Origin of the sequence: Kineococcus siccus (assembly GCF_009906795.1) — a bacterium.
GTDB classification, from domain to species: Bacteria; Actinomycetota; Actinomycetes; order Actinomycetales; family Kineococcaceae; genus Kineococcus; species Kineococcus siccus.
On sequence record NZ_JAAALN010000002.1, the window covers coordinates 36,438 to 59,038 of the forward strand.

General features: G+C 69.4%; 22 protein-coding genes and 1 pseudogene. All 23 read left to right on the forward strand.

Going from position 1 to position 22,601, the window contains the following annotated elements:
* Window positions 1-48 precede the first annotated feature (48 nt).
* The 23 genes and pseudogenes from secE (at window position 49) to rpsQ (ending at window position 22,597) form a co-directional block, all read left to right on the forward strand.
* The gene (gene secE, locus GTR02_RS22585) at window positions 49-288 is read left to right on the forward strand and encodes a preprotein translocase subunit SecE (protein ID WP_166605532.1); all 240 of its coding nucleotides are present in this window, start codon (window positions 49-51) and stop codon (window positions 286-288) included.
* Between the two features lie 36 nt (window positions 289-324).
* The gene (gene nusG / locus GTR02_RS24085; RefSeq protein WP_166605533.1) at window positions 325-1,224 is read left to right on the forward strand and encodes a transcription termination/antitermination protein NusG; all 900 of its coding nucleotides are present in this window, start codon (window positions 325-327) and stop codon (window positions 1,222-1,224) included.
* A gap of 286 nt (window positions 1,225-1,510) precedes the next feature.
* Window positions 1,511-1,942: a 50S ribosomal protein L11 gene (gene rplK, locus GTR02_RS00625; protein WP_166605534.1), complete on the forward strand. Its 432-nt coding sequence runs from the start codon at window positions 1,511-1,513 to the stop codon at window positions 1,940-1,942.
* A gap of 101 nt (window positions 1,943-2,043) precedes the next feature.
* Window positions 2,044-2,760, forward strand: coding sequence for a 50S ribosomal protein L1 (rplA, locus tag GTR02_RS00630; protein ID WP_166605535.1), 717 nt, complete (start codon window positions 2,044-2,046; stop codon window positions 2,758-2,760).
* Between the two features lie 294 nt (window positions 2,761-3,054).
* The gene (rplJ, locus tag GTR02_RS00635; protein ID WP_166605536.1) at window positions 3,055-3,642 is read left to right on the forward strand and encodes a 50S ribosomal protein L10; all 588 of its coding nucleotides are present in this window, start codon (window positions 3,055-3,057) and stop codon (window positions 3,640-3,642) included.
* 72 nt (window positions 3,643-3,714) lie between these two features.
* Window positions 3,715-4,098 carry a 50S ribosomal protein L7/L12 gene (gene rplL / locus GTR02_RS00640; RefSeq protein WP_166605537.1) on the forward strand — a complete coding sequence of 128 codons (384 nt, stop codon included), beginning with the start codon at window positions 3,715-3,717 and terminating at the stop codon, window positions 4,096-4,098.
* Between the two features lie 392 nt (window positions 4,099-4,490).
* Window positions 4,491-7,973, forward strand: a complete 3,483-nt coding sequence (gene rpoB / locus GTR02_RS00645; protein WP_166605577.1) for a DNA-directed RNA polymerase subunit beta — start codon at window positions 4,491-4,493, stop codon at window positions 7,971-7,973.
* A 125-nt stretch (window positions 7,974-8,098) separates the two neighbouring features.
* On the forward strand, window positions 8,099-11,992 hold the full coding sequence (locus GTR02_RS00650; RefSeq protein ID WP_166605538.1) for a DNA-directed RNA polymerase subunit beta': 3,894 nt from the start codon (window positions 8,099-8,101) through the stop codon (window positions 11,990-11,992).
* Between the two features lie 280 nt (window positions 11,993-12,272).
* On the forward strand, window positions 12,273-12,647 hold the full coding sequence (gene rpsL / locus GTR02_RS00655) for a 30S ribosomal protein S12 (RefSeq protein WP_012084987.1): 375 nt from the start codon (window positions 12,273-12,275) through the stop codon (window positions 12,645-12,647).
* On the forward strand, window positions 12,647-13,117 hold the full coding sequence (gene rpsG / locus GTR02_RS00660) for a 30S ribosomal protein S7 (RefSeq protein ID WP_166605539.1): 471 nt from the start codon (window positions 12,647-12,649) through the stop codon (window positions 13,115-13,117). The genes rpsL and rpsG overlap by 1 nt, the downstream gene beginning before the upstream one ends.
* 62 nt (window positions 13,118-13,179) lie before the next feature.
* Window positions 13,180-15,282: an elongation factor G gene (fusA, locus tag GTR02_RS00665; protein WP_166605540.1), complete on the forward strand. Its 2,103-nt coding sequence runs from the start codon at window positions 13,180-13,182 to the stop codon at window positions 15,280-15,282.
* Between the two features lie 114 nt (window positions 15,283-15,396).
* On the forward strand, window positions 15,397-16,590 hold the full coding sequence (gene tuf, locus GTR02_RS00670; RefSeq protein ID WP_166605541.1) for an elongation factor Tu: 1,194 nt from the start codon (window positions 15,397-15,399) through the stop codon (window positions 16,588-16,590).
* A gap of 574 nt (window positions 16,591-17,164) precedes the next feature.
* The gene (gene rpsJ, locus GTR02_RS00675; RefSeq protein WP_012084982.1) at window positions 17,165-17,473 is read left to right on the forward strand and encodes a 30S ribosomal protein S10; all 309 of its coding nucleotides are present in this window, start codon (window positions 17,165-17,167) and stop codon (window positions 17,471-17,473) included.
* A gap of 13 nt (window positions 17,474-17,486) precedes the next feature.
* Window positions 17,487-18,146, forward strand: a complete 660-nt coding sequence (rplC, locus tag GTR02_RS00680; RefSeq protein ID WP_205708371.1) for a 50S ribosomal protein L3 — start codon at window positions 17,487-17,489, stop codon at window positions 18,144-18,146.
* 4 nt (window positions 18,147-18,150) lie between these two features.
* Window positions 18,151-18,849: a 50S ribosomal protein L4 gene (gene rplD / locus GTR02_RS00685; protein ID WP_166605542.1), complete on the forward strand. Its 699-nt coding sequence runs from the start codon at window positions 18,151-18,153 to the stop codon at window positions 18,847-18,849.
* Window positions 18,846-19,157: a 50S ribosomal protein L23 gene (gene rplW / locus GTR02_RS00690; protein WP_420814666.1), complete on the forward strand. Its 312-nt coding sequence runs from the start codon at window positions 18,846-18,848 to the stop codon at window positions 19,155-19,157. Before rplD ends, rplW begins: the two co-directional genes overlap by 4 nt.
* Before the next feature lie 46 nt (window positions 19,158-19,203).
* Entirely contained in the window at window positions 19,204-20,043 is an 840-nt protein-coding gene (gene rplB, locus GTR02_RS00695; protein WP_166605543.1) for a 50S ribosomal protein L2, read from the forward strand.
* A gap of 14 nt (window positions 20,044-20,057) precedes the next feature.
* Entirely contained in the window at window positions 20,058-20,339 is a 282-nt protein-coding gene (gene rpsS, locus GTR02_RS00700; RefSeq protein ID WP_166605544.1) for a 30S ribosomal protein S19, read from the forward strand.
* Between the two features lie 80 nt (window positions 20,340-20,419).
* Window positions 20,420-20,800: a 50S ribosomal protein L22 gene (gene rplV, locus GTR02_RS00705; protein WP_166605545.1), complete on the forward strand. Its 381-nt coding sequence runs from the start codon at window positions 20,420-20,422 to the stop codon at window positions 20,798-20,800.
* The gene (gene rpsC, locus GTR02_RS00710) at window positions 20,800-21,648 is read left to right on the forward strand and encodes a 30S ribosomal protein S3 (RefSeq protein WP_166605546.1); all 849 of its coding nucleotides are present in this window, start codon (window positions 20,800-20,802) and stop codon (window positions 21,646-21,648) included. The genes rplV and rpsC overlap by 1 nt, the downstream gene beginning before the upstream one ends.
* Before the next feature lie 3 nt (window positions 21,649-21,651).
* Complete coding sequence (gene rplP, locus GTR02_RS00715) at window positions 21,652-22,071, forward strand: 50S ribosomal protein L16 (protein WP_166605547.1); 420 nt, start codon at window positions 21,652-21,654, stop codon at window positions 22,069-22,071.
* Window positions 22,071-22,313, forward strand: a pseudogene (rpmC, locus tag GTR02_RS00720) (50S ribosomal protein L29); the annotation flags it as partial. The gene rplP and the pseudogene rpmC, both read left to right, overlap by 1 nt.
* 2 nt (window positions 22,314-22,315) lie before the next feature.
* Window positions 22,316-22,597 (forward strand): 30S ribosomal protein S17, encoded by a 282-nt coding sequence (rpsQ, locus tag GTR02_RS00725; RefSeq protein WP_166605548.1) that lies wholly within the window; start codon window positions 22,316-22,318, stop codon window positions 22,595-22,597.
* Window positions 22,598-22,601 lie beyond the last annotated feature (4 nt).

A 22,601-nucleotide genomic window follows, 5' to 3' on the forward strand; every position in this document is an offset into this window, starting at 1 on the left:
GACGCGACCGCACGACGAGCACCGGAGACGGTGGGGAGCAGGGTCGACGTGAGCGAGACGACGAAGACCGAGGAGGACCACGCCTCGGCCAAGCGCCGCACGGGCGTGCTGCTCTTCCTGCGCCAGGTCGTCGAGGAGCTGCGCAAGGTCGTCTGGCCGACCCGCCGCGACCTGCTCAACTACACCGCGGTCGTCCTGGTCTTCGTCGTCGTGATGATGCTCTTCGTGTCCGCGCTGGACTACGGCATCGGCAAGCTCGTCCTGCTGGTGTTCGGGTCCGGTTCCTGACGCGACCACCGAACCCGAAGGAAGCAGGCAAGCACCGTGTCCGAGCGCCCGACCGAGGTCGGCGACCCGTTCGTCGCCACGCAGTCCTACGACGCCGACGACCTGGCCGCTGACCACGAGGCCGACGTCGAGGCCGCCCAGGAGCAGGCCGCGGACACCCCGGACCTGCCTGTCGAGGACTTCGAGGCCGAGGCGCCCGGCGCCGAGGCCGCGGCCGAGGCGGACGTGCTCGACGCCGTGGCCCCCGAGGGCGCCGAGACGGCCGAGGACGTGGCCGGTGACCCCGACGCCGCCGTCGAGGACGCCGTCGTCGAGGACGCCGCCGAGGAGGAGGTCGACGAGGCCGAGGAGTTCCGCAAGCAGCTGCGCCGGATGCCCGGCGAGTGGTTCGTCATCCACAGCTACGCGGGCTACGAGAACCGCGTCAAGACGAACCTCGAGACCCGCATGACCTCCCTCAACATGGAGGACTACATCTTCCAGGTCGAGGTCCCCATGGAAGAGGTCGTCGAGGTCAAGAACGGCCAGCGCAAGAACGTCCGGCGCGTCCGGATCCCCGGCTACGTCCTCGTCCGCATGGACCTCACCGACGAGTCGTGGGGCGCCGTGCGCCACACACCCGGCGTGACGGGCTTCGTGGGCAACACGCACCAGCCCGTGCCGCTGTCCAACGACGAGGTCTTCTCGATGCTGGCCGCGACGCTCACGCCGAAGCAGGCCAAGACGGCCGACGGCAAGCCCGTGGCGGCCCAGCCCGAGCGCGTCGTCGACTTCGAGGTCGGCGAGTCGGTCACCGTCATGGAGGGGCCGTTCGAGACCCTCCCGGCGACCATCTCGGAGATCTCCGCGGACCGCCAGAAGGTCACCGTGCTCGTCTCGATCTTCGGCCGCGAGACCCCGGTCGAGCTGAGCTTCAACCAGGTCGCCAAGATCTGACCCGCCGCACGAGAGGACCCCGGCCACCGGCCGGGGTCCTCTCGCGTGCGGGGTCCTCTCGCGTGCGGGGTCCTCTCGCGTGCGGGGTCCTCTCGCGTGCGGGGTCCTCTCGCGTGCGGGGTCCTCTCGCGTGCGGGGTCCTCTCGCGTGCGGGGTCCTCTCGCGTGCGGGGCGCCCCCGGCGCCTCGCGTAGACTGCTGCCACCGGCCTCAACCCCTCGTCGCCCGATCCGCGGGCACCGATACGGCCGGCACGCCCCGCACCGGGGCCCGACGGAAGGACACGCATGCCCCCCAAGAAGAAGGTCTCCGGCCTCATCAAGCTGCAGATCAAGGCCGGCATGGCGACTCCCGCCCCGCCGATCGGTCCCGCGCTCGGTCAGCACGGCGTGAACATCATGGAGTTCTGCAAGGCGTACAACGCCCAGACCGAGGCCCAGCGCGGGAACGTCATCCCCGTCGAGATCACGGTCTACGAGGACCGCTCCTTCACCTTCATCACGAAGACCCCGCCAGCCGCGGAGCTCATCAAGAAGGCCGCCGGCGTCGACAAGGGCTCGGGTGAGCCCCACGTGAAGAAGGTCGCGAACCTCACGCAGGCCCAGGTCCGCGAGATCGCCGAGACCAAGCTGCAGGACCTCAACGCCACGGACGTCGAGATGGCCTCGCGCATCATCGCCGGCACCGCCCGGTCGATGGGCATCACCGTCTCCGACTGACGCACCACCCCCGGCCGGGCCCGGCCCGGCCGGGCACCCAGTGGCAGGGCCGCGCGCGGCCCGACCGACCACGACTCCCTCTCACCCCCCCAGGAGCAGAAGTGAAGCGCAGCAAGGCCTACCGCGCCGCCGCCGAGAAGATCGACGGCGACGCCCTCTACGCCCCCCTCGACGCCGTGAAGCTCGCCCGCGAGACCTCCACGACGAAGTACGACGCCACCGTCGAGGTCGCCTTCCGCCTCGGCGTGGACCCGCGCAAGGCGGACCAGATGGTCCGCGGCACCGTCAACCTGCCGCACGGCACCGGCAAGACCGCCCGCGTGCTGGTCTTCGCGACCGGTGACCGCGCCGCGCAGGCCGAGGCCGCCGGCGCCGACATCGTCGGCGGCGACGAGCTCATCGACGAGGTCGCCAAGGGCCGCCTGGACTTCGACGCCGCCGTCGCGACGCCGGACCTCATGGGCAAGGTCGGCCGCCTGGGCAAGGTGCTGGGGCCCCGCGGTCTCATGCCGAACCCGAAGACGGGCACGGTGACGATGGACGTCGCCAAGGCCGTGACCGAGATCAAGGGCGGGAAGATCGAGTTCCGCACCGACAAGCACGCCAACCTGCACTTCGTCATCGGCAAGGCGAGCTTCGACGACCGCCAGCTGGTCGAGAACTACGCCGCGGCGCTGGACGAGGTGCTGCGGCTCAAGCCGTCCGCGTCGAAGGGCCGCTACCTCAAGAAGGCCACCGTCACCACGACGATGGGCCCGGGCATCCCCGTGGACCCGACGCTGGTGAAGAACCTGGCCGAGGACCCCGCGACCGTCTGAGGACGCCGCACCGCTCGCCGACCGGGGCGGGACCGCAGCCGCGGTCCCGCCCTCGTCGCGTCCGGGGGGGCCTGCGCGCGCGTGTAGACTGGTGCCACCGAAGACCGCCGGTCGCTGCCGCAGTCCTCTGGACGTCGGCAGCAGAAGGTCCCGTGCACGCGGGCGACCTGCGCAGGTGAGCAGAGCTCCAGCCGTCCTCTCCGAGGTCCGGCCCGACGCCCCCGCGCACCTGCGCCGGGGCGTCTCGTGCGTCCGGGCCCCGACCGGATCCCCCGATGAGTGAGAGGAGGGCCCATGGCACGGGCTGACAGGGCAGCTGCCGTCAAGGAGATCACGGCGCTGTTCACCGGTTCCAACGCTGCGGTGCTCACCGAGTACCGGGGTCTGACCGTCGCGCAGATCACCGAGCTGCGTCGATCGCTGGGTCGCGAGACGACCTACGCGGTGGTGAAGAACACGCTCGCCAGCATCGCGGCGAAGGAGGCCGGAGTCTCGGCCTTCGAGGGGCAGCTCTCCGGCCCCACCGCGATCGCCTTCGTGACCGGTGACCCGGTCGAGGCGGCCAAGGGCCTGCGCGACTTCGCCAAGGCCAACCCCCAGCTGGTCGTCAAGAGCGGTCTCCTCGACGGTCGCGCGATCAGCGCCGCCGACGTGGCCGCGCTCGCGGACCTCGAGTCCCGCGAGGTGCTGCTCTCCAAGGTCGCGGGTGTCCTCAAGGCCACCCAGTCCAAGGCGGCAGCGCTCTTCCAGGCGCCCCTGTCCAAGACCGTCCGCACCGTGGACGCGTTGCGGGAGAAGGTGGCCGAGGGTGCTCCCGCGGCCGCCGAGGCGCCCGCGGAGGCCGCCGAGCCGGCCGTCGCCGAGGAGACCGCGGACGCGTGAGCGCCCGCCCAGCTGACAGCACCACCCCCCGCACCACCCAGACGCACCCCTGACGAGGAAGGACCGCCCACCATGGCGAAGCTCAGCACCGACGACCTGCTCGACGCGTTCAAGGAGCTCACGCTCATCGAGCTGTCGGAGTTCGTGAAGAAGTTCGAGGAGACCTTCGACGTCACCGCGGCCGCCCCCGTGGCCGTCGCCGGCGTCCCCGGCGGCGGCGCCCCGGCCGCCGAGGTCGAGGAGCAGTCCGAGTTCGACGTCGTCCTCGAGGCCGCCGGCGAGAAGAAGATCGGCGTCATCAAGGAGGTGCGCGCGCTCACGAGCCTCGGCCTGAAGGAGGCCAAGGACCTCGTCGACGGCGCCCCCAAGCCCGTCCTGGAGAAGGTCGCCAAGGACGTCGCCGAGAAGGCCAAGGCGCAGCTTGAGGCCGCCGGCGCCACCGTCACCCTCAAGTGACACCCCGCTCCGCGGCCTGAGGGCTGCGGAGCTCCGCCAGGGGCGGTCGGGCTGCGGCCCGGCCGCCCCTGCGCGCGTCCGGGGGGCCACCCGGGCGACACGCCGTCCACAGCCGCGGCCCGGTCCCTTGACGCGGCGGGCCGCGGGGGACATCCTCATCACCGGCTGTCGATCCGCCGTGGTTCCCCGCGACACCGTCGTCGCACCGGGGGGGCCGGCGCCGGAGGGCGTCCGGTGCTCCGCCGGGAGGGGGGCTTGGACAGTCCTGCCCTCGTGGGGTACCCTGCTGTTTTGCGCTGCCCAGCGTCATATGACCGGATGTCGACCAGTGGGACGTCCGAGTGGGACCGGGTAGTGCACGTCACGTTCGCAGGCCCGTGGAAGGACCCCTCTTGGCCGCCTCGCGCACAGCGTCCGCACCAGGCAACTCCGCTCGCACCGTCTCCGGTCGGTACTCCTTCGGCAAGATCCGGGAGCCTCTTGAGGTCCCCGACCTGCTCGCGCTCCAGACCGACAGCTTCGACTGGCTGCTCGGCAACAAGCGGTGGCAGGACCGCGTCGAGGCCTCCCGCTCGGGTGGGCTCGACGTCCCCATGACCTCGGGTCTGGAGGAGATCTTCGAGGAGATCTCCCCGATCGAGGACTTCTCGGGCTCCATGTCGCTGTCGTTCCGCGACCACCGCTTCGAGCCGGCGAAGTACACGCTCGAGGACTGCAAGGAGCGCGACCTCACCTACGCCGCGCCCCTCTTCGTCACCGCCGAGTTCATGAACACGACGACCGGCGAGATCAAGAGCCAGACCGTCTTCATGGGTGACTTCCCGCTCATGACCGAGCGCGGCACCTTCGTCATCAACGGCACCGAGCGCGTCGTCGTCTCGCAGCTCGTCCGCTCGCCCGGCATCTACTTCGAGCGCGTCCCGGACAAGACGTCGGACCGCGACACGTGGACCGCCAAGATCATCCCGTCGCGCGGTGCGTGGCTGGAGTTCGAGATCGACAAGCGCGACACGGTCGGCGTGCGCATCGACCGCAAGCGCAAGCAGTCGGTCACGGTCCTGCTCAAGGCCCTCGGCTGGAGCGAGGCCCAGATCCGCGAGGAGTTCACCGACTACGAGTCGATGATCTCCACGCTGGAGAAGGACCACACGGCGGGCGTCGAGGACGCGCTGCTGGACATCTACCGCAAGCTGCGCCCGGGTGAGCCGCCGACCCAGGAGGCCGCGCGCAACCTGCTCGACAACCTGTACTTCAACCCCAAGCGCTACGACCTCGCCAAGGTCGGCCGCTACAAGGTGAACAAGAAGCTGGGTCAGGAGCAGCCGCTGGCCAACAGCGTGCTGTCGGTGGACGACATCGCCTCGACGATCAAGTTCCTCGTCAAGCTGCACGCCGGCGAGGTCACGATGCCGGGCGTCAAGAACGGCCAGCCGATCGACGTCCGCGTCGAGGTCGACGACATCGACCACTTCGGCAACCGCCGCCTGCGCAGCGTCGGCGAGCTCATCCAGAACCAGGTCCGCACCGGCCTGTCGCGGATGGAGCGCGTCGTGCGCGAGCGCATGACGACCCAGGACGTCGAGGCCATCACGCCGCAGACGCTGATCAACATCCGCCCCGTCGTGGCCTCCATCAAGGAGTTCTTCGGGACGAGCCAGCTGTCGCAGTTCATGGACCAGACCAACCCGCTCGCGGGCTTGACCCACAAGCGCCGTCTGTCGGCGCTCGGGCCGGGCGGTCTGTCGCGCGAGCGCGCCGGCATGGAGGTCCGCGACGTCCACCCGTCGCACTACGGCCGCATGTGCCCGATCGAGACGCCCGAAGGCCCGAACATCGGCCTGATCGGCTCGCTGTCCTCCTACGGGCGCATCAACCCGTTCGGCTTCATCGAGACGCCGTACCGCAAGGTCGTCGACGGCAAGGTGTCCGACGACGTCGACTACCTCACGGCCGACGAGGAGGACGCCTTCGTCATCGCGCAGGCGAACGCCCCGCTGGACGCCGAGGGCGGCTTCGCCGAGGCCCGCGTGCTCGTGCGGGCCAAGGGCGGCGAGACGGAGTTCGTGCAGCGCTCCGAGGTCGACTACATGGACGTCGCCGCGCGGCAGATGGTCTCCGTCGCCACCGCGATGATCCCCTTCCTCGAGCACGACGACGCCAACCGCGCGCTCATGGGCTCGAACATGCAGCGCCAGGCGGTGCCGCTGGTCCGCACCGAGGCGCCGCTCATCGGCACCGGCATGGAGTTCCGCGCGGCCGTCGACGCGGGTGACGTGATCGTGGCCGAGAAGGCCGGCGTCGCCACGGAGGTCTCCGCGGACCTCGTGACGGTCAGCAACGACGACGGGACCTCCTCGACCTACCGGGTCGCGAAGTTCCGCCGCTCCAACCACGGCACCGCGTACAACCAGCGCGTCGTGGTCAACGACGGGGACCGCATCGAGGTCGGCACGGTCCTGGCCGACGGCCCGTCCACCGACGGTGGCGAGATGGCCCTGGGCCGCAACCTCCTCGTGGCGTTCATGCCGTGGGAGGGCCACAACTACGAAGACGCGATCATCCTGTCGCAGCGCATCGTGCAGGACGACGTCCTCTCCTCCATCCACATCGAGGAGCACGAGGTCGACGCGCGCGACACCAAGCTGGGGCCGGAGGAGATCACCCGCGACATCCCCAACGTCGCGGAGGAGGTGCTCGCCGACCTCGACGAGCGCGGCATCATCCGCATCGGTGCCGAGGTCCGCGACGGCGACCTGCTCGTCGGCAAGGTCACGCCCAAGGGCGAGACCGAGCTCACCCCCGAGGAGCGCCTGCTGCGCGCCATCTTCGGCGAGAAGGCCCGCGAGGTCCGCGACACGTCGCTGAAGGTGCCCCACGGCGAGACCGGCACGGTCATCGGCGTCAAGGTCTTCGACCGCGACGAGGGCGACGAGCTGCCCCCGGGCGTGAACCAGCTGGTCCGCGTCTACGTGGCGAACAAGCGCAAGATCACCGACGGCGACAAGCTGGCCGGCCGCCACGGCAACAAGGGCGTCATCTCCAAGATCCTCCCGGTCGAGGACATGCCGTTCCTCGAGGACGGGACCCCGGTCGACATCATCCTCAACCCGCTCGGCGTCCCGAGCCGGATGAACGTCGGCCAGGTGCTCGAGCTCCACCTCGGGTGGGTCGCGCAGCAGGGCTGGGAGATCGAGGGCGAGCCCGACTGGGCGACGCTCATCCCGGAGGAGATCCGCAGCGCTCCCGGCGGTTCCCGCATCGCCTCGCCCGTCTTCGACGGTGCGCGCGAGGAGGAGATCACCGGGCTGCTGTCCTCGACCACGCCCACCCGCGACGGTGAGCGGCTGGTCAAGGGCGACGGCAAGGCGCGGCTGTTCGACGGCCGCTCCGGCGAGCCGTTCCCCGACCCCGTCTCGGTCGGCTACATGTACATCCTGAAGCTGCACCACCTCGTCGACGACAAGATCCACGCGCGCTCCACGGGTCCGTACTCGATGATCACGCAGCAGCCGCTGGGTGGTAAGGCGCAGTTCGGCGGACAGCGCTTCGGCGAGATGGAGGTCTGGGCCCTGGAGGCGTACGGCGCCGCCTACGCCCTGCAGGAGCTCCTGACGATCAAGTCCGACGACGTCCTCGGCCGGGTGAAGGTCTACGAGGCCATCGTCAAGGGCGAGAACATCCCCGAGCCCGGCATCCCCGAGTCCTTCAAGGTGCTCATCAAGGAGATGCAGTCGCTGTGCCTGAACGTGGAGGTCCTCTCCTCCGACGGCATGGCCATCGAGATGCGCGACAGCGACGAGGACGTCTTCCGGGCGGCCGAGGAGCTGGGCATCGACTTGGCTCGGCGCGAGCCGAGCAGCGTCGAAGAGGTCTGACGGGCGTGGGCCGCAGGTGAAGCGCACCTGCGGCCCGCACCGCCGGCCAACGGAGCCCCCGGGACGTCCCGGGCGGGTTCCACGGAATGTCAGACCTCTCAGCACACGACAGAAAGAAGATCACGTTGCTCGACGTCAACTTCTTCGACGAGCTACGCATCGGCCTGGCCACGGCGGAGGACATCCGCACGTGGTCGCACGGTGAGGTCAAGAAGCCGGAGACCATCAACTACCGCACGCTCAAGCCGGAGAAGGACGGGCTCTTCTGCGAGAAGATCTTCGGTCCGACCCGGGACTGGGAGTGCTACTGCGGCAAGTACAAGCGCGTCCGCTTCAAGGGCATCATCTGCGAGCGCTGCGGCGTGGAGGTCACGCGCGCCAAGGTGCGTCGTGAGCGGATGGGCCACATCGAGCTGGCCGCTCCCGTCACGCACATCTGGTACTTCAAGGGTGTCCCGAGCCGTCTGGGCTACCTGCTCGACCTGGCGCCGAAGGACCTCGAGAAGGTCATCTACTTCGCCGCCTACATGATCACGTGGGTCGACGACGAGGGTCGCCAGCGCGACTTCTCCTCGCTCGAGGCGCAGATCGAGGTCGAGAAGCGCGAGGTGGAGAACCGTCGCGACAACGACGTGGACACGCGCGCCAAGACGCTCGAGAACGACCTGGCCGAGCTCGAGGCCGAGGGTGCGAAGTCGGACGTGCGCCGCAAGGTGCGCGAGTCGGCCGAGCGCGAGATGGCGCAGATCCGCCGTCGCGCCGACGCCGAGATCGACCGCCTGGCCACGGTGTGGGACCGCTTCCGCAACCTCAAGGTCCAGGACCTCGAGGGTGACGAGGTGCTCTACCGCGCCATGCGCGAGCGCTTCGGCATGTACTTCGAGGGCGGGATGGGCGCTGCGGCCCTGCAGAAGCGCCTGCAGAGCTTCGACCTGGAGGCCGAGGCCGAGAACCTGCGCGAGATCATCGCGACGGGCAAGGGGCAGCGCAAGACGCGCGCGCTGAAGCGGCTCAAGGTCGTCTCGGCGTTCCTGACGACGCGCAACTCGCCCGAGGGCATGGTCCTGGACTGCGTGCCGGTCATCCCGCCGGACCTGCGCCCGATGGTGCAGCTGGACGGCGGCCGCTTCGCGACCTCGGACCTGAACGACCTGTACCGCCGCGTCATCAACCGCAACAACCGGCTGAAGCGGCTGCTGGACCTGGGTGCGCCCGAGATCATCGTCAACAACGAGAAGCGGATGCTGCAGGAGGCCGTCGACGCGCTGTTCGACAACGGCCGCCGCGGTCGCCCCGTCACGGGTCCGGGCAACCGGCCCCTGAAGTCGCTGTCCGATATGCTCAAGGGCAAGCAGGGCCGGTTCCGCCAGAACCTGCTCGGCAAGCGCGTCGACTACTCGGGCCGCTCGGTCATCGTCGTCGGCCCGCAGCTGAAGCTGCACCAGTGCGGCCTGCCCAAGCAGATGGCGCTGGAGCTCTTCAAGCCCTTCGTCATGAAGCGGCTCGTCGACCTCAGCCACGCGCAGAACATCAAGAGCGCCAAGCGCATGGTCGAGCGCGCCCGCCCGGTGGTCTGGGACGTCCTGTCCGAGGTCATCACCGAGCACCCCGTGCTGCTCAACCGCGCGCCCACGCTGCACCGCCTCGGCATCCAGGCCTTCGAGCCCCAGCTGGTCGAGGGCAAGGCCATCCAGATCCACCCGCTCGTCTGCACCGCGTTCAACGCGGACTTCGACGGCGACCAGATGGCCGTGCACGTGCCGCTGTCCGCGGAGGCGCAGGCCGAGGCCCGCATCCTCATGCTGTCCAGCAACAACATCCTCAAGCCGGCGGACGGTCGCCCGGTGACCATGCCCACCCAGGACATGATCATCGGCATCTACCACCTCACCGCCGAGCGCGAGGACGTGCTGGGCGCCGGGCGCACCTTCTCCTCGCTCGCCGAGGCGATCATGGCGTTCGACGCGCGTCAGCTGAACCTCAACGCGCGGGTCCGCATCCGCCTCTCGGGTGTCGTCCCCGGCCACGCGTGGGCCGCCGACGGCAAGCTGCCCGAGGGCTGGACCGAGGGCTCCGACCTGCTCGTCGAGACCACGCTGGGCCGCGCGCTCTTCAACGAGACGCTGCCCGTGGACTACGAGTTCGTCGACGCCGTCGTGGACAAGAAGCGCCTGTCGACGATCGTCAACGACCTGGCCGAGCGCTACCCCAAGGTCCAGGTGGCCGCGACGCTGGACGCCCTGAAGGAGGCCGGCTTCCACTGGGCCACCCGCTCGGGCACCACGGTCGCGATCTCCGACGTCGTCACGCCGCCGAACAAGCTCGCCATCCTCGAGGTGTTCGAGGCCAAGGCCGAGAAGGTCCAGCAGCAGTACGAGCGGGGCCTGATCACCGACGACGAGCGTCGCCAGGAGCTCATCGAGATCTGGACCCAGGCCACCAACGAGGTCGCCCGCGACCTCGAGGCCGCGATGCCCACGCACAACACCATCCACCGGATGGTGTCGTCGGGGGCGCGAGGCAACTGGATGCAGATGCGTCAGCTCGCCGGCATGCGCGGTCTGATGGCCAACCCGAAGGGCGAGATCATCCCGCGCCCCGTGAAGGCCAGCTTCCGCGAGGGCCTGACGGTGCTGGAGTTCTTCATCACCACGCACGGTGCCCGCAAGGGCCTCGCCGACACCGCGCTGCGCACGGCGGACTCCGGGTACCTCACCCGGCGCCTCGTCGACGTGTCGCAGGACGTCATCGTGCGCGAGGAGGACTGCGGCACCTCGCGCGGTCTCGCGATGCCCATCGCGGTGCGCGGGGCCGACGGCTCGCTGCGCCGTCACGACGACGTCGAGACGAGCGTCTACGCCCGCGTGCTCGCCTCGGACGTGGAGGTCGACGGCGACGTCGTGCTCGCGGCCGGTGCGGACCTCGGTGACGTCGTCATCGACGACCTCGTCGAGCGCGGGGTGGAGAGCATCAAGGTGCGCTCCGTCCTCACCTGCGAGTCGAAGGTCGGCACGTGCGCCCTCTGCTACGGGCGCTCGCTGGCCAGCGGCAAGCTCGTGGACATCGGCGAGGCCGTCGGCATCGTCGCGGCCCAGTCGATCGGCGAGCCCGGCACCCAGCTGACGATGCGCACCTTCCACACCGGTGGTGCCGCGTCGGAGTCGGGGGACATCACGCACGGCCTGCCGCGCGTGGTCGAGCTCTTCGAGGCGCGGACCCCCAAGGGCAACGCGCCCATCTCGGAGGTCCCCGGTCGCGTGTCCATCGAGGACACCGACAAGGGCCGCCGCCTGGTCGTCACGCCCGACGACGGGTCCGAGGAGATCGCGTACCCGGTGACCAAGCGCCACCGGCTGCTCGTCGAGGAGGGCTCGCACGTCGAGGTCGGCCAGAAGCTCGTGCAGGGGGCCATCGACCCCAAGCAGGTGCTGCGCATCCTCGGGCCGCGTCGGGTGCAGATGCACCTCGTCGACGAGGTCCAGGAGGTCTACCGCTCGCAGGGCGTGTCGATCCACGACAAGCACATCGAGGTCATCGTCCGGCAGATGCTCAAGCGCGTCACGATCATCGAGCAGAACGACGCCGAGATGCTGCCGGGCGAGCTCGTCGAGCGCGCGCGCTTCGAGGAGGAGAACCGCCGGGTCATGGCGGAGGGCGGCCAGCCGTCCTCCGGCCGTCCGGAGCTGATGGGCATCACGAAGGCGTCGCTCGCGACGGACTCGTGGCTGTCCGCGGCCTCCTTCCAGGAGACGACGCGGGTGCTGACGAACGCCGCGATGGAGGGCAAGAGCGACCCGCTGCTCGGGCTCAAGGAGAACGTCATCATCGGCAAGCTCATCCCGGCCGGCACGGGGCTCCCGCGCTACCGCAACGTCCGGGTCGAGCCGACCGAGGAGGCCAAGGCGCAGATGTACGCGGTGCCCGGCTACGACGACGTCGACTACGCCCAGTTCGGGGTCGGTAGCGGTCAGGCCGTCCCGCTCGAGGAGTTCGACTACGGCAACAGCGACTACCGCTGACGCCCTCCGGCACCGCCCGTCCCCCGCTGCGTGCGGGGGACGGGCGGTGCCGCGGTGGGGGAGAGGGTGGCCACGAGCCGTTTTGACCCTCCCCAGCCCAGCGGGTAGATTCGTGTCCGCTTGACATGAGTGTGCCCGCACGCAGTCGACAGGACGTCGACGTGAGGGCCCTCACCTTGAACGACACGCCCGACCTCGTGGGTCGGCACAAGCGTGTAGCGCCGGCTCACGACGAGCAGCGCAGGCCGACACACCAGATCGAACGGATTACGGAGACAGGGTGCCCACCATCCAGCAGCTGGTCCGCAAGGGCCGGGAGGACAAGGTCGTCAAGACCAAGACCCCCGCTCTCAAGGGCAGCCCCCAGCGCCGCGGTGTCTGCACCCGCGTGTACACCACGACGCCGAAGAAGCCGAACTCCGCGCTCCGCAAGGTGGCGCGCGTGAAGCTCACGAGCGGCATCGAGGTCACGGCCTACATCCCGGGCGTCGGCCACAACCTCCAGGAGCACTCGATGGTCCTGGTCCGCGGCGGACGTGTGAAGGACCTCCCCGGGGTCCGGTACAAGATCGTCCGCGGTTCGCTCGACACGCAGGGTGTCAAGAACCGCAAGCAGGCGCGCAGCCGCTACGGCGCGAAGAAGGAGAAGAGCTGATGCCCCGCAAGGGCCCCGCACCCAAGCGTCCCCTCGTGGTGGACCCCGTCTACCAGTCCCCGCTGGTGACGCAGCTCGTCAACAAGATCCTCCTCGACGGCAAGAAGTCGGTCGCGGAGAGCATCGTGTACGGCGCGCTCGAAGGTGCTCGCGACAAGACCGGCGGCGACCCCGTCGTGGTCCTGAAGCGCGCGCTCGACAACGTCAAGCCGGCCCTCGAGGTCCGCTCCCGCCGCGTCGGCGGCTCGACCTACCAGGTGCCGATCGAGGTCCGCCCGAGCCGTTCCACGACGCTCGCGCTGCGCTGGCTCGTCGGCTACTCCCGGCAGCGTCGCGAGAAGACGATGACCGAGCGCCTGCTCAACGAGATCCTCGACGCGTCCAACGGCCTCGGTGCCGCGGTGAAGCGCCGCGAGGACACCCACAAGATGGCCGAGTCGAACCGGGCCTTCGCGCACTACCGCTGGTGACCCCGGCGGCGTCCGCACCTCGCCGACTCACCCCCTCGATCCCAGGGAAGAGGCAGTAAACCGTGGCACAGGACGTGCTGACGGACCTGACCAAGGTCCGCAACATCGGCATCATGGCCCACATCGACGCCGGCAAGACCACGACGACGGAGCGGATCCTCTTCTACACGGGGATCAACTACAAGATCGGCGAGGTCCACGACGGCGCGGCGACGATGGACTGGATGGAGCAGGAGCAGGAGCGCGGCATCACCATCACGTCCGCCGCGACGACGTGCTTCTGGGAGAACAACCAGATCAACATCATCGACACGCCCGGCCACGTCGACTTCACGGTCGAGGTCGAGCGGTCCCTGCGCGTGCTGGACGGTGCGGTCGCCGTCTTCGACGGCAAGGAGGGCGTCGAGCCCCAGTCCGAGACGGTGTGGCGGCAGGCGGACAAGTACGACGTCCCCCGCATCTGCTTCGTCAACAAGATGGACAAGCTCGGCGCGGACTTCTTCTTCACCGTCAAGACGATCAAGGAGCGCCTCGGCGCCGAGCCGCTGGTCATGCAGCTGCCGATCGGCGCGGAGAACTCCTTCACCGGGGTCATCGACCTCGTCTACATGCGCGCGCTGACCTGGCGCGGTGACGTGCAGATGGGTGCGGACTACACCATCGAGGAGATCCCGGCCGACCTGGCCGAGCAGGCCGCGGAGTACCGCAGCGCCCTGGTCGAGCGGGTCGCCGAGGCCGACGAGACGCTGCTGGAGAAGTACCTCGGTGGCGAGGAGCTGACGCCGGAGGAGATCAAGGCCGGCGTCCGCACGCTCACCGTCAACTCCGAGCTCTACCCGATCTTCTGCGGCTCGGCGTTCAAGAACAAGGGCGTCCAGCCCATGCTCGACGCCGTGATCGACTACCTGCCCTCGCCGCTCGACGTGAAGCCCATGGTCGGGCACAAGGTCGGCGACGAGACGGTGGAGATCATCCGCCGCCCCGACTCGACCGAGCCGTTCTCCGGTCTCGCCTTCAAGGTCGCCGCGCACCCGTTCTTCGGCAAGCTGACCTACGTCCGGGTGTACTCCGGTCGCGTCGCCGCCGGCTCGGGCGTCGTGAACTCGACCAAGGGCAAGAAGGAGCGCATCGGGAAGCTCTTCCAGATGCACTCCAACAAGGAGAACCCGGTCGACGAGGCTCGTGCGGGCCACATCTACGCGATGATCGGCCTCAAGGACACGACCACCGGGGACACGCTGTGCGACCCCGTGCAGCAGGTCGTCCTGGAGTCGATGACCTTCCCGGAGCCCGTCATCTCGGTGGCCATCGAGCCGAAGACGAAGGGCGACCAGGAGAAGCTGGGCACCGCGATCCAGCGCCTGGCGGAGGAGGACCCGACCTTCCAGGTCGAGCTCGACCAGGAGACCGGCCAGACCATCATCAAGGGGATGGGCGAGCTCCACCTCGACATCCTCGTCGACCGCATGCGCCGCGAGTACAAGGTCGAGGCCAACGTCGGCAAGCCGCAGGTCGCCTACCGCGAGACCATCCGTCGCGCGGTGGAGAAGATGGACTACACCCACAAGAAGCAGACCGGTGGGTCGGGCCAGTACGCCAAGGTCCAGGTGACCATCGAGCCCATGGACACCTCTGACGGGGAGTTCTACGAGTTCAACAACAAGGTCACCGGTGGCCGCGTCCCGCGGGAGTACATCCCCAGCGTGGACGCCGGCATCCAGGACGCCATGCAGCTGGGCGTCGTGGCGGGCTACCCGCTGGTCGGCATCCGGGCCAGCCTTCTCGACGGTGCGGCGCACGACGTCGACTCCTCCGAGATGGCGTTCAAGATCGCGGGCTCGATGGTCCTCAAGGAGGCCGTCAAGCGCGCGGACCCGGTCCTGCTGGAGCCGGTCATGGCCGTCGAGGTCCGCACCCCCGAGTCCTACATGGGTGAAGTCATCGGCGACCTGAACTCCCGCCGCGGGCAGATCCAGTCCATGGAGGACGTCAGCGGGGCCAAGCTGGTCAAGGCGACCGTGCCGCTGTCGGAGATGTTCGGCTACGTCGGGGACCTCCGGTCCAAGACCCAGGGCCGGGCGGTCTACAGCATGCAGTTCGACTCCTACGCGGAGGTTCCGCGGAACGTGTCGGAGGAGATCGTCAAGAAGGTCCGCGGGGAGTAAGAACCTCGGCAGGGCACGGCGAACACCATCTGGGCCACCACACGGTGGGCCGGACACCCACCCACCCGATCCACCGGGTCGGGGAAGAAGCTATGAGTCCGAGGAGGACACCCAGTGGCGAAGGCGAAGTTCGAGCGGACTAAGCCGCACGTCAACATCGGCACCATTGGTCACATCGACCACGGGAAGACGACGCTGACGGCGGCCATCACCCGGGTGCTGCACGACAAGTACCCGACCCTCAACGCGGCGTCGGCGTTCGACCAGATCGACAAGGCGCCCGAAGAGCGTCAGCGCGGCATCACCATCTCCATCGCGCACGTCGAGTACCAGACCGAGTCGCGCCACTACGCGCACGTGGACTGCCCTGGTCACGCCGACTACATCAAGAACATGATCACGGGTGCGGCGCAGATGGACGGCGCCATCCTCGTGGTCGCGGCGACCGACGGCCCCATGCCGCAGACGAAGGAGCACGTCATCCTGGCCCGCCAGGTCGGCGTCCCCTACATCGTGGTCGCGCTGAACAAGGCCGACATGGTCGAGGACGAGGAGCTCCTCGAGCTCGTCGAGATGGAAGTTCGTGAGCTGCTCTCCAGCTACGAGTTCCCGGGCGACGACCTGCCGGTCGTGCGCGTCTCGGCGCTGAAGGCCCTCGAGGGCGACGCCGAGTGGGGCGCCAAGCTCCTCGAGCTCATGGACGCGGTCGACACCGCGATCCCGGAGCCCGTGCGTGCGGTCGACCAGCCCTTCCTCATGCCGATCGAGGACGTCTTCACGATCACCGGCCGCGGCACCGTCGTGACCGGGCGCATCGAGCGAGGCATCCTCAAGGTCAACGAGGAGGTCGAGATCGTCGGCATCCGCGAGAAGAACCAGAAGACGACCGTCACCGGCGTGGAGATGTTCCGCAAGCTCCTCGACGAGGGCCAGGCCGGCGAGAACGTCGGGCTGCTCCTGCGCGGTCTCAAGCGCGAGGACGTCGAGCGCGGTCAGGTCGTGTGCAAGCCCGGCTCGATCACGCCGCACACCGAGTTCGAGGCGCAGTCGTACATCCTGTCCAAGGACGAGGGTGGCCGCCACACGCCGTTCTACAACAACTACCGTCCGCAGTTCTACTTCCGGACGACCGACGTCACCGGCGTCGTCTCGCTGCCCGAGGGCACCGAGATGGTCATGCCCGGCGACAACACGGAGATGAAGGTCGACCTCATCCAGCCGATCGCCATGGAAGAGGGCCTGAAGTTCGCGATCCGCGAGGGTGGCCGCACCGTCGGCGCCGGTCGGGTCACGAAGATCCTCAAGTGAGCTGATCCGGTCCGCTCCGGCGGGCCGGTCGCCGCGTGCGCAGGGCCCCACCGTCCGCGGTGGGGCCCTGTTCGCGTGGTGAGGCACCAGGACGAGGCGCCCCCGGGGCGCCCACTCCTGCTGCGTCGCACCGGGATCCGGCGGCCGTGCAGCCGCACGGGGCACCGGGCCAGCCGGGCGCCTGGAGCGTCCGGCGGGGCCCGAGGACGGCGATTCGACGTACCGACGGTGCGTCTGCCAGAATGGTCGGCGCTGCTGTGCTCACGTCAGGTGTTCGCGCTGCCCCCCGGGGCGACGCGCAGGACGCCGGAGGGGGCGGGCAGCCGCGAACGTCGAACGTCTCGAACGGGCGGCGGACGGTTCACCGGGGTCCTGCGGGAGCAGGGCCTTGCGGGCCGGCAGGGAGACCTGAACAGGACAGGACCACACCGGGCACCGGGGGTGGGGCTGGGTCGGGAACCGCGCAGTCCTCTGCGCGAGGGAACGACACGCCCGACCTCGGGGGTCGGAGCCCCGAGGCTCCGCGCCGCTCGCGAGTCAGTAGCGGGACGAAGAGAGAGAGTCAGACGACGCCATGGCGGGACAGAAGATCCGCATCCGGCTCAAGGCCTACGACCACGAGGTCATCGACAGCTCGGCGCGCAAGATCGTCGACACGGTGACCCGTACCGGCGCTTCGGTCGCCGGGCCTGTGCCGCTGCCGACGGAGAAGAACGTCTACTGCGTGATCCGCTCGCCGCACAAGTACAAGGACAGCCGCGAGCACTTCGAGATGCGCACGCACAAGCGCCTCATCGACATCATCGACCCCACGCCGAAGACGGTCGACTCGCTCATGCGACTCGACCTCCCCGCGGGTGTCGACATCGAGATCAAGCTCTGAGGGACTGCAGACGATGAGCGACAGGCAACAGCGAGGGGTGCTCGGCACCAAGCTCGGCATGACCCAGTTGTGGGACGAGGCCAACCGCCTCGTGCCCGTGACGGTGGTCCGCGTCGAGCCCAACGTCGTGACCCAGGTCCGCACCGCGTCCACCGACGGCTACGAGGCCGTGCAGCTGGCCGCCCAGGTCGTCGACCCGCGCAAGGCGAACAAGCCCTCGACCGGGCACTTCGACAAGGCCGGCGTCGCGCCGCGCCGCCACCTGGTCGAGCTGCGCACGTCCGACGCCGGGCAGTACACCGCCGGCCAGGAGGTCACCGTCGAGGTGTTCACCGCCGGTGAGACCGTCGACGTCGTCGGCACCACCAAGGGCAAGGGCTTCGCGGGCGTCATGAAGCGCCACGGCTTCCACGGCGTCGGCGCCTCCCACGGTGCGCACCGCAACCACCGCAAGCCCGGTTCGATCGGTGGCTGCGCGACGCCCGGTCGCGTGTTCAAGGGCATGCGCATGGCCGGCCGCATGGGCGGGGCCCGCCAGACCACCCAGAACCTGACGGTCCACGCGATCGACGCGGAGAAGGGTCTGCTGCTCATCACGGGCGCGGTCCCCGGCCCCCGCGGCGGCGTGGTCCTCGTCAAGAACGCGTCCAAGGCGCGCACGAAGGAGGCCTGAGCAGATGACCACGACGATCGAGGCCACCGAGCCCATCACCGTGCCGCTGCGGACCGCCGACGGCGGGACCAACGGCACCGTCGAGCTGCCGGCCGAGCACTTCGGCCGCCAGGTCAACGTGCCCCTGATCCACCAGGTCGTGACGGCGCAGCTCGCCGCCGCCCGCCAGGGCACGCACGCGGTCAAGCGCCGCGGCGAGGTCCGCGGTGGCGGCAAGAAGCCGTACAAGCAGAAGGGCACCGGCCGCGCCCGCCAGGGTTCGCTGCGCGCGCCGCAGTTCACCGGTGGTGGCGTGGTGCACGGCCCCAAGCCGCGCGACTACTCGCAGCGCACGCCCAAGAAGATGATCGCCGCGGCTCTGCGCGGGGCGCTCTCCGACCGGGTCAACCACGACCGGGTGCACGTCGTCGAGGGCCTGGCCCTGGGTGACGTGCCCTCCACGCGCACGGCGTCGAACCTCATCGCCACCATCAGCGGGCGCAAGCACGTGCTCGTCGTCGTCCGCCGCGGCGACGAGGTGGCCGAGAAGAGCCTGCGCAACATCGCCGGCGTCCACGTCCTCGTGGCCGACCAGCTCAACACCTACGACGTCATGGTGTCCGACGACGTCGTGTTCACCCGCGACGCGCTCGACGCGTTCGTGGCGGGTCCCCTCCGGTCGGCGACCGCGGTGGCCTCGGAGTCGGAAGGGAGCACCCTGTGAGCGCCATCGGCGGCACGCAGAAGGACCCGCGCGACATCCTCATCGCGCCGGTCGTCTCGGAGAAGAGCTACGGGCTCATCGACGAGGGCAAGTACACGTTCATCGTCGACCCCGGCGCGAACAAGACCGAGATCAAGATCGCCGTCGAGAAGGTCTTCGGCGTGAAGGTCTCGTCCGTGAACACCGCCAACCGCCAGGGCAAGACCCGGCGCACGCGGAACGGGATCGGCAAGCGCAAGGACACCAAGCGGGCCATCGTGACGTTGCGCGAGGGCACGATCGACATCTTCGGCGGCTCGGCCGCCTGACCGGCGACCGTCGCAGACCACCATCGAACCCGAGGACTGACGCACCATGGGAATCCGCAAGTACAAGCCGACGACTCCGGGCCGCCGTGGCTCGAGCGTCGCCGACTTCGTCGAGGTGACGCGGTCCGAGCCTGAGAAGTCGCTCGTCCGCCCCTTGTCGAAGACCGGCGGCCGCAACTCGACCGGCCGGATCACGACCCGCCACATCGGTGGCGGCCACAAGCGCGCCTACCGGATCATCGACTTCCGTCGCCACGACAAGGACGGCGTGCCGGCCAAGGTCGCGCACATCGAGTACGACCCGAACCGCACCGCGCGCATCGCGCTGCTGCACTACGTGGACGGCGAGAAGCGCTACATCATCGCGCCGACCCGCCTGAAGCAGGGCGACCAGATCGAGAACGGCCCGTCCGCGGACATCAAGCCCGGCAACAACCTGCCGCTGCGCAACATCCCGGTCGGCACCGTGATCCACGCCGTCGAGCTCCGCCCCGGCGGCGGCGCGAAGATGGCGCGCTCGGCCGGCGCCAGCGTCCAGCTGGTCGCCCGCGAGGGCGGCTTCGCGCAGCTGCGCCTGCCCTCGGGCGAGATCCGCAACGTCGACGTGCGCTGCCGCGCCACCGTCGGCGAGGTCGGCAACGCCGAGCAGTCCAACATCAACTGGGGCAAGGCCGGGCGGATGCGCTGGAAGGGCAAGCGCCCGACCGTCCGCGGTGTCGCGATGAACCCGATCGACCACCCGCACGGTGGCGGTGAGGGCAAGACGTCCGGTGGTCGCCACCCCGTGAGCCCCTGGGGCCAGCCTGAGGGCCGCACGCGGCGTCCGGGCAAGGAGAGCGACAAGCTCATCGTCCGTCGCCGCCGCGCCGGCAAGAAGCGCCGATAGGGAGTCTGATCACCATGCCTCGCAGCCTGAAGAAGGGCCCCTTCGTCGACGACCACCTTCAGAAGAAGGTGGACGTCCAGAACGAAGCGGGCACCCACACCGTCATCCGGACCTGGTCCCGCCGTTCGGTCATCACGCCGGACTTCCTGGGCCACACGTTCGCGGTGCACGACGGCCGCAAGCACGTCCCCGTCTTCGTCACCGAGGCGATGGTGGGGCACAAGCTCGGCGAGTTCGCGCCCACGCGCACGTTCCGCGGTCACGAGAAGGACGACCGCAAGGGGCGTCGTCGCTGACCACCGAGTCGGCACGCACGTCAGCCCGAGCAAGTGATCGAACGCCAGTCACGAGACTGAGACCAGAAGGCAGGACAGGGATGGAAGCCAAGGCGCAGACGCGGTACCTCCGCGTCACGCCCCAGAAGGCGCGCCGAGTCGTCGACCTGATCCGGGGCAAGAAGGCCAACGAGGCCGTCGCCGTGCTCTCGTTCGCCCCCCAGGCGGCCGCCGAGCCGGTGCTGAAGCTCGTCGAGAGCGCGATCGCCAACGCGCGGTTCCTCGCCGACAAGCACTCTGAGGCGTTCGACCCGAACGACCTCGTCGTGCAGAGCATCTCCGTGGACGAGGGGCCGACGATGAAGCGCTTCCGTCCCCGCGCCCAGGGTCGGGCGGGACGCATCCTGAAGCGCACGAGCCACATCACCGTGGTCGTCGCGCCCGCGGTTCCGGGCGCCAAGAAGACGAGGAGGACCCGCTAGTGGGACAGAAGGTCAACCCGCACGGGTTCCGACTGGGCATCACCACCGACCACAAGAGCCGGTGGTTCGCGGACTCGACGAAGTCGGGTCAGCGCTACGCCGACTACGTGAAGGAAGACGTCGCGATCCGTCGCCTCATGTCCAAGGGCATGGAGCGGGCCGGCATCTCCAAGGTCGAGATCGAGCGGACGCGCGACCGCGTGCGCGTCGACATCCACACCGCCCGGCCGGGCATCGTCATCGGCCGTCGCGGCGCGGAGGCCGACCGCATCCGCGGGGAGCTCGAGAAGCTCACCGGCAAGCAGGTGCAGCTGAACATCCTCGAGGTGAAGAACCCCGAGGTGGACTCGCAGCTGGTGGCCCAGGGCATCGCCGAGCAGCTCGCGAGCCGCGTCTCGTTCCGCCGCGCGATGCGCAAGGGGATGCAGACGTCGCTGCGCTCGGGCGCCAAGGGCATCCGGGTCCAGTGCTCCGGCCGTCTCGGTGGCGCGGAGATGAGCCGCTCGGAGTTCTACCGCGAGGGCCGTGTGCCGCTGCACACGCTGCGCGCGAACATCGACTACGGCTTCTACGAGGCCAAGACGACCTTCGGCCGCATCGGCGTGAAGGTCTGGATCTACCACGGCGACGTCACCAGCCGTGAGCTCGCCCAGTCGCAGGCGGCCGCCCCGCGCGCGCCCCGGCGCCCTGAGCGCGGTGACCGACCCGAGCGCGCCGGTGCCCCCCGGCGTCGTCCCACCGAGACCAGCGCGCCCGTGGCCGAGGCCGCGGCCGGCGCTGCCGCGCCCACCGGTGAGGCGGCTGCCCAGCCGGTCACCGGCAAGGGCTCGAACGGAACGGAGGCCTGAGTCGTGCTCATCCCACGGCGAGTCAAGCACCGCAAGCAGCACCACCCCACGCGGCGTGGTGCGGCTTCCGGCGGCACCCGCGTGACGTTCGGCGAGTACGGGATCATGGCGGTGGAGGGTGGCTACGTCACCAACCGCCAGATCGAGTCCGCTCGTATCGCCATCACCCGCCACATCCGTCGTGGCGGCAAGGTCTGGATCAACATCTACCCGGACCGGCCGCTCACCAAGAAGCCCGCCGAGACCCGCATGGGTTCCGGCAAGGGCTCGCCGGAGTGGTGGATCGCGAACATCAAGCCCGGACGCGTCATGTTCGAGCTGTCGTTCCCCAACGAGAAGACCGCTTCGGAGGCGCTCACCCGCGCCATCCACAAGCTGCCGGTCAAGTGCAAGATCGTGCGTCGTGAAGGCGGTGAGGCGTGATGTCCGTCGGGACCAAGGGCCTCGGCCCGGACGAGCTGCGCGAGTTCGAGGACGCGAAGCTGGTCGAGGAGCTCAAGAAGGCGAAGGAAGAGCTCTTCAACCTGCGCTTCCAGTCGGCGACCGGTCAGCTGGAGAACAACAGCCGGCTCCGCGCCGTCAAGCGGGACATCTCCCGCATCTACACGACGATGCGTGAGCGCGAGCTCGGCATCACCGAGGCGCCGATCACGAAGGAGGCTGCTGAGTGAGCGAGCAGAGCCCCGAGACGACGACCGACCGCGGGCAGCGCAAGACGCGTCGCGGCTACGTCGTCAGCGACAAGATGCAGAAGACCGTCGTCGTGGAGGTGGAGGACCGCGTCAAGCACCCCCTCTACGCGAAGGTCATCCGCCGCACCACCAAGGTCAAGGCGCACGACGAGGTCTCGTCGGCGGGTGTGGGCGACCTCGTCCTCATCGCCGAGACCCGGCCGCTGTCCGCGACCAAGCGCTGGCGCGTGGTCGAGGTCCTCGAGCGCGCCAAGTGACCTC

What these genes read in the sequence shown, in the direction of transcription:
- rplK (WP_166605534.1), top strand. Translation starts at nt 1,511, where the DNA reads ATGCCCCCCAAGAAGAAGGTCTCCGGCCTCATCAAGCTGCAGATCAAG.
- rplJ (WP_166605536.1), top strand. Translation starts at nt 3,055, where the DNA reads ATGGCACGGGCTGACAGGGCAGCTGCCGTCAAGGAGATCACGGCGCTG.
- rplL (WP_166605537.1), top strand. Translation starts at nt 3,715, where the DNA reads ATGGCGAAGCTCAGCACCGACGACCTGCTCGACGCGTTCAAGGAGCTC.
- rpsG (WP_166605539.1), top strand. Translation starts at nt 12,647, where the DNA reads ATGCCCCGCAAGGGCCCCGCACCCAAGCGTCCCCTCGTGGTGGACCCC.
- rpsJ (WP_012084982.1), top strand. Translation starts at nt 17,165, where the DNA reads ATGGCGGGACAGAAGATCCGCATCCGGCTCAAGGCCTACGACCACGAG.
- rplC (WP_205708371.1), top strand. Translation starts at nt 17,487, where the DNA reads ATGAGCGACAGGCAACAGCGAGGGGTGCTCGGCACCAAGCTCGGCATG.
- rplD (WP_166605542.1), top strand. Translation starts at nt 18,151, where the DNA reads ATGACCACGACGATCGAGGCCACCGAGCCCATCACCGTGCCGCTGCGG.
- rplB (WP_166605543.1), top strand. Translation starts at nt 19,204, where the DNA reads ATGGGAATCCGCAAGTACAAGCCGACGACTCCGGGCCGCCGTGGCTCG.
- rpsS (WP_166605544.1), top strand. Translation starts at nt 20,058, where the DNA reads ATGCCTCGCAGCCTGAAGAAGGGCCCCTTCGTCGACGACCACCTTCAG.
- rplV (WP_166605545.1), top strand. Translation starts at nt 20,420, where the DNA reads ATGGAAGCCAAGGCGCAGACGCGGTACCTCCGCGTCACGCCCCAGAAG.